6 protein-coding genes and 2 pseudogenes are annotated in these 5,685 nt (G+C 40.8%); 5 read left to right on the top strand and 3 right to left on the bottom strand.

Going from position 1 to position 5,685, the window contains the following annotated elements:
* Positions 1-630 precede the first annotated feature (630 nt).
* Both HU824_RS18970 and HU824_RS18965 read left to right on the top strand, forming a co-directional pair.
* Positions 631-828 (top strand): hypothetical protein, encoded by a 198-nt coding sequence (locus tag HU824_RS18970; protein WP_117922830.1) that lies wholly within the window; start codon positions 631-633, stop codon positions 826-828.
* 45 nt (positions 829-873) lie between these two features.
* Positions 874-1,293, top strand: coding sequence for a DUF5053 domain-containing protein (locus HU824_RS18965; RefSeq protein ID WP_117922831.1), 420 nt, complete (start codon positions 874-876; stop codon positions 1,291-1,293).
* Between the two features lie 158 nt (positions 1,294-1,451).
* Here the strand turns inward: HU824_RS18965 and HU824_RS18960 are convergent, their stop codons facing one another.
* Together HU824_RS18960 and HU824_RS18955 are read right to left on the bottom strand one after the other, a co-directional pair.
* Positions 1,452-1,880, bottom strand: a complete 429-nt coding sequence (locus tag HU824_RS18960; protein WP_136011507.1) for a DUF5053 domain-containing protein — start codon at positions 1,878-1,880, stop codon at positions 1,452-1,454.
* 38 nt (positions 1,881-1,918) lie between these two features.
* Positions 1,919-2,113: a diguanylate cyclase gene (locus HU824_RS18955; protein WP_176469697.1), complete on the bottom strand. Its 195-nt coding sequence runs from the start codon at positions 2,111-2,113 to the stop codon at positions 1,919-1,921.
* A gap of 175 nt (positions 2,114-2,288) precedes the next feature.
* Between HU824_RS18955 and HU824_RS18950 the strand changes: the two genes are divergently transcribed.
* On the top strand, positions 2,289-2,891 hold the full coding sequence (locus tag HU824_RS18950) for an IS5 family transposase (RefSeq protein ID WP_255260571.1): 603 nt from the start codon (positions 2,289-2,291) through the stop codon (positions 2,889-2,891).
* Between the two features lie 187 nt (positions 2,892-3,078).
* Here HU824_RS18950 and HU824_RS18945 read toward each other — a convergent pair whose 3' ends face one another.
* On the bottom strand, positions 3,079-3,816 hold the full coding sequence (locus HU824_RS18945) for a hypothetical protein (protein WP_255260570.1): 738 nt from the start codon (positions 3,814-3,816) through the stop codon (positions 3,079-3,081).
* Between the two features lie 278 nt (positions 3,817-4,094).
* Here HU824_RS18945 and HU824_RS18940 point away from each other — a divergent pair.
* Positions 4,095-4,676: pseudogene (locus HU824_RS18940) on the top strand (terminase large subunit); the annotation flags it as partial.
* 11 nt (positions 4,677-4,687) lie between these two features.
* Positions 4,688-5,424: pseudogene (locus HU824_RS18935) on the top strand (hypothetical protein).
* Positions 5,425-5,685 lie beyond the last annotated feature (261 nt).

The raw sequence follows: 5,685 nt of genomic DNA, 5'->3' as shown, positions 1-5,685 counted from the left end.
GCGGAGGGAACGCCATGCGGCAAGGGGCTGAGCAGTCAGCCCCGACGAGCCTTCCATGCACGATAACTTGCATGAGTATGCTAATTATCGTTAACCGTATTCTGTTTTTATATTATAGTTCATATCTAAATAATCAATTCCTTATGCCGCGCGCCCACCGGAACCACCCGGAACCCGATTGAGTACGGGTTGCACGGCATAAGGAATTGAAACGTTTGGTTTATATTGGGCAAGGCAAAGATGGGGAAAAGTTACGGATAATCAAAAAGGATTGATTATTTTTGCAAAAAACAATTCGCTATGAACACTTCATATTACAAAATACTCCGTACACTTTTTTGGATAGCAGGCTTGATGTTTGTAGCCGCCATTTCTTATATCTGCTATACTTTAGGGGCATCACTAAAATAACAACCCGAGCAGAAACGATATGATACCAACCACGGCACTTACAGCCCCTATGACTTTTCCTGCGACTTTGAACTGTTCTTTTATGGATAGTTTCCGCTGATAATTCTTCATCCCCCTGTGTGCATAAAAAACAATAATACATAGTAAATTTATTATGTATTTGTTGCACATATCAAAAACACTATGTATCTTTGTAGTGTTCAATAAAACAAGGAAGTAATGGAAAACAAAAAAGAGATTTTACTAATTGCCCAGAAGCTAACCGAGCTAAGGTTGAAACAAAAGATGCTGAAATGGGCATTTGAAAACAGTAAAGGGTTACCGGAAGAGAAGATGAACGCTATACTTGATGAAAAATTGAGAATAGACCATCTGATAAAAATGCTGGAAACCAAACTAAAAGAATTAGAAAAGTAAAAACAGCTCCCTCGGACGAAAAGAGGGGGCAAAAAAAATTTGCTTATGAAAACAATCAATGACGAACTGAAGGAACTTACTGCCATTCTAAATGGAGATTCAACCAACAAGGAAGAGGAATACCAACAGAAGTTCTTGTACATACAAGAACATTACACTACGAAAGCCGATTCAGAAGCCATTGCCGACTGGCTGTTGAACGGGTATCACGAACTGGCTAAAGAAGCGGAGGAGCTGAACCGTACAATAGCCTTGCAGGAGAAGATAAAGGAGATGAAGGAAATTGTGCCAATCTCTTATATCGCCCGTAATTATTTCGGGAAAAGTACGGCTTGGCTGCAACAGCGTATTTACGGCTACAAGGTACGTGGCCGTGTCTATACGCTAAGTGAACAGGACAGGCTGATTTTTAATAATGCCATCCACGACATTTGTAACAAATTAGGCTCGCTATCCATAGCTTGATAGACGTTTTATTGAACATTCTGTCCCCACAGCTTCGAGCCACTGTGGGGATTTTTTATTTCTCCGCACCATATCTGATTATTTATCGCCAGACTACCCTTCATGGGCAACAAAAAAGGGCTTCCAGCCCGTGGAAGCCCTCCGTCACATTTAAAACCTTACGGCCTCGTGATAGACCGGGAAGTATCTTTCATTATGTCGCCAAGCTCGGATAGAGCTAAAGACAGGGTATTCAGTTCATCAGCGGTAAAGTTGGCAGGTTTGCCGTTTACCGCACTTCCGTTAATCCGTTGATATAGCCATTGGCGTGTTCTGCCAAAATAGTGCTGGGCAATATACGACATGGAAGCGAAAGGCAATACTTTTTCTAAGGTCTGCCTGATTTCTACTGTTTTCACAATGGCTTGGGCTTCATCGATTGATTGCCTAGCACCATCTTGGAATGCTTGCGCAAACGCTTTTTTATCCTCCGGTGAAAGCGTCTGCAGAAAAGCCCTGAAACGTTTTTTATGGTCGGCCAATTCCTCCGGAGTATTGCATTTTACATATTCCGACTTCCATTTTCCCAATTCTTTCTGTACGTCCATAAGCCTAAAAATTATATGTTAGAGAAAAAGTAGCCCCCTCAAGGAGGGCTACCATTTTCATTCAGCTTGTCTTGTGCATCATTCAAGTCATCGAGACAATCATTGATGCCTTCCTCAAGCTCCTCATTGGAAATCCAATCAGTATTCTGAATGTCATCCCAATAGAGGGAAAAGAAGCTGAGGTCTTTTTTCGCAGCTTCAATCCGAGCCTTTAGCTCTTCGTCTTCAGTCATAAAAAGATCGCGATACATTATGACACTGCAAATATAATAACCTTTTGGTAATTACACAAGGGAAAAAGGAGTTATTTTTGAGAGCCTGTTTAAAAATGCCTGAAATCTTTTTCTAAAGAGGTTTCCGTATCCGCCAGATTATTTCTTTCTTTGAAGCGACCAAACTTAAAAAAAGATGTATCAGACAGATTTAACGGAAACCGATTGGCAATATATAACAAAAGTATTGAACCTGCAAGAAAGAAAGCGAAAATATGATTTGCGATTGATTTGGAACGCTATATTTTACCTGGTAAAGACAGGTTGTCAATGGCGGATGCTTCCTCTTGACTTTCCCAAGTGGCAGTTGGTCTATTACTACTATCGCAAATGGGCCTCTCAATTGGATTTTGACTTGTTGTTAGAGAAATTGCGTGGGCATGTACGTGTGAAACGCGGTCAAAGCATGGAACCCAGTGTAGGAATTATGGACAGTCAAAGCGTTAGATGGGGGAACAATGCTTCTTTGAACGGTATTGATGGAAACAAAAAGGTAAAAGGCATAAAACGGCATGTCATAGTGGATAAGCATGGCTTTCTTATTGCCGTTATGGTCACCATAGCTAATGTGCATGACAGTAAAGCCGCTTATTTGCTGATGAGGGTTCTTAAGGAGATGTGCTCCAGTGTAAAAAACATCCTTGTCGATGGAGGTTACCGAGGAGAACTTGTCGATAACATAAGAAAGAAATTCGGATATGTCATTCAGGTTGTTATCAGCGCGTACAAGGAACAGTGATTCAGACCCATTCAAAAGAGATGGATTGTGGAAAGAACATTCTCATGGATGGATTACAATAGAAGGCTCTGCCGAAACTATGAACTAACATTCGACTCGGCAGAGGAAATGGTCAAATTAGCCACTATAAGATTATTATTGAGGAAAATTTAAACAGGCTCTGAGAGCAGATGTCTTTTTAACATTATTATTCTATCCGGTAAAAAGTCCCCTTCAGTACCTTGCTTAATCCATCAACATCTATTTCCGTCTCAATCTTCTCGCACAAATACTGCTTGTTGCCTATAAGAAACACCTTATTCACATCTGGCAGCTTATTGGCTTGGAACTGGATTGTGTAAGGGATATTGGAGTGAAACAGACTGAGTGTCGACAACCGATGTCCGACACAGTCCGGACAAACATCGTTCAAGCTTAGGGAATACAGAAGGAAGTCCGTGAGCTGTGCTCCGGTCTTCTGCTGGTAGTCCGTAAAAGGATAGGCATAATCATAGGCATGTGTCTGACCGCTGTAAGTTACGTTCTGCCGGTTGAACTTGCCGGTATTGACAGCCACTTCCATGTGCCCGTTTTTTTCCAGCTTCTCCTTCAGCTCCACGTCACCGTTTATGGCTTCCTGGACATTGAAGCGCTCCTGCTTGGCAACAGTAGCCTGGTAGCCCACCGCGGGTATGTTCAATACCATGGAGGTGTACGGACGGGACAAATCGTAGTCAGCTACAGAGCCATACACGCCGACATTGAACTGAATAATTTTAGCCGGGACGATTCCGAGTGAGGTCTCTACATCGGACGATTCCGAGTCACGGATTAAATCCGCATACAAATTGATTTCACGCAGCGCATTCTTATCATTTTCATTGTAGTTGATATAATACCGTTTGCCAACAATAAAGATTGTACTTTTCTTGTCACTGTCACCCATTCCGTTGTATGCGTGTAGATAATAACTGAAAAGTACTCCACTAAAATAATTGAAAAGTATACCACCCGTTGGATATAACTTTAGGCCTATCGTATATAAGAGTCTGAGTTTTATCTACGCTAATTAACATTATAAATTCCTTTGTGTCTAAATCAACACAAAGGGTAAAAATGATAACAATGGTGGAAAAACAAACAATTATACACATGTACCGTACCCGTGGTTACAGTAAACGGGCTATAGCCTGATAAAATTGTCGTGGCGGAAAATAGAATGATTACGCTCATGTGGTTATCGGCCGTTGGGCAGACGTGGTGGAAGGTGCTGTGTTCAAGAAGTGGGGAATTGTGAAAGAGTTCTCGCAGGAATGCAAAAAGGTAGGAATAGGGCAGGACTTCGGCTTTACTAATGATCCTTCCGCTGCTGTAAGATGTGGCATTATTGATAACCGTTTGTATGTTGATGAACTTTTCTATGAAACGGATATGCTTTCATCGGCTATTGCCAACAGGTTAAAGCCTTTCTCTATGAAAGTTTTTGCCGATTCGCAAGACCCTCGATTGATTCAAGAGATAAAGAACAGGGGCGTGAATATCTATCCGGTAGATAAGTTTCCCGGCTCAATCAAAGCGGGTATTGATAAGATTAAAGACATGGAGTTCTTTGTAACAGAACGCTCTTACAATCTTATTACTAAACTTCGGAAATATGTTTGGGACAAAGATAAGGATGGAAACTACATCAATGAGCCAGTAAATGAATATAATCATTTGATGGATGCCATTAGATATTATGTATTGGGTTGTTTGCTTGGACGCATTTTGAAACCGAAAGATTTAACAGGAATATTCACACACTAAAATTATAGATTATGCCATTGAGTTTAGAAGAAATATTGAATCTGTCTGACATCGGTCAGAAAATCACCTACCTAAAGAAAGGAAGAAAGACCGAACTTCCCGACCGTTGTAAACTTTGGGACGATTGGAATCCGGAACGCCATGAAATCATGGTGGATAAAGAGAAGTATCCGGATAGAAAAGTGCTTGAAAAGGAAGCGGAGAAGGTTTTTGATGAAAAGACTGGTAAGACCTACGAAACCGAAGCACAATACAAGACCGAACCGGTAAACCGTATCTCTATCCCTTAGCAGGATATAGTGAACATTCAAACTGCTTTCACAGTCGGCACTGAACCGTCGATGGATTGTACTCCGACCGACGATGATGAAAATTAAGTTCGAAGCTGAAACGCTTACTAACATGGCTTATGATATGTCAAACACTCCAAGAATATCCTTTGAAACGTTGAAGGGGGTAGGCAAAGCATCAGGAACCGCTTTCCGCTTTAGGTTCTATCAATCCAACCAAGTTTAGCAAGGCGTCGCAGACCATTGACATAGAAACAGAACTGGTTCCATATATGATTGATGATTTGAGTGATAAGGTGACTACTGCGTTTTCCGCTGTCAGTGGTGGCATTTGGTCCACACGTGAGGGAATCATGTTTGCCGGGAATGCTGATAGGGTAGAAGAGGAACTTGCAGAAATCAAAGAGGAGCAAACGGCAAAGAATAACAATGCAGCGTCTCCTAACCCCAAGGGATAATTCATTGCTTCATGTTTTTATAGTACTATTGAGCGTAGCTAATTTAGTTCTGCTTTTTTATTACTAAATTCTATATTATAGAATATATTTTCTGGAAAAATTTTATAATTCAAAATTAATTTATGAAACTGTTTCATTAGTGTCCCATAAAAAATAGGGACTAGTTAAACATTAAATAAATTTGGCCCATTTGGTCCGAAACGGTCTTTGTCATATTGAAATTTAGTTTTGTCGAAGAGGTCTTTCAAGTGCGTTTTGTCA

The sequence above is a fragment of the Bacteroides sp. L10-4 genome, from assembly GCF_013373675.1.
GTDB lineage: Bacteria > Bacteroidota > Bacteroidia > Bacteroidales > Bacteroidaceae > Bacteroides > Bacteroides muris.
The sequence above is the reverse complement of the archived record's forward strand: the minus strand, read 5'-3'. Positions and strand labels throughout refer to the sequence as shown.

Bases quoted from the DNA above. Each gene is read 5' to 3' on its own strand.
- HU824_RS18970 (WP_117922830.1), top strand. From the start codon at position 631: ATGGAAAACAAAAAAGAGATTTTACTAATTGCCCAGAAGCTAACCGAG.
- HU824_RS18945 (WP_255260570.1), bottom strand. From the start codon at position 3,816: ATGGGTGACAGTGACAAGAAAAGTACAATCTTTATTGTTGGCAAACGG.
- HU824_RS18965 (WP_117922831.1), top strand. From the start codon at position 874: ATGAAAACAATCAATGACGAACTGAAGGAACTTACTGCCATTCTAAAT.
- HU824_RS18950 (WP_255260571.1), top strand. From the start codon at position 2,289: ATGTATCAGACAGATTTAACGGAAACCGATTGGCAATATATAACAAAA.
- HU824_RS18955 (WP_176469697.1), bottom strand. From the start codon at position 2,113: ATGACTGAAGACGAAGAGCTAAAGGCTCGGATTGAAGCTGCGAAAAAA.
- HU824_RS18960 (WP_136011507.1), bottom strand. From the start codon at position 1,880: ATGGACGTACAGAAAGAATTGGGAAAATGGAAGTCGGAATATGTAAAA.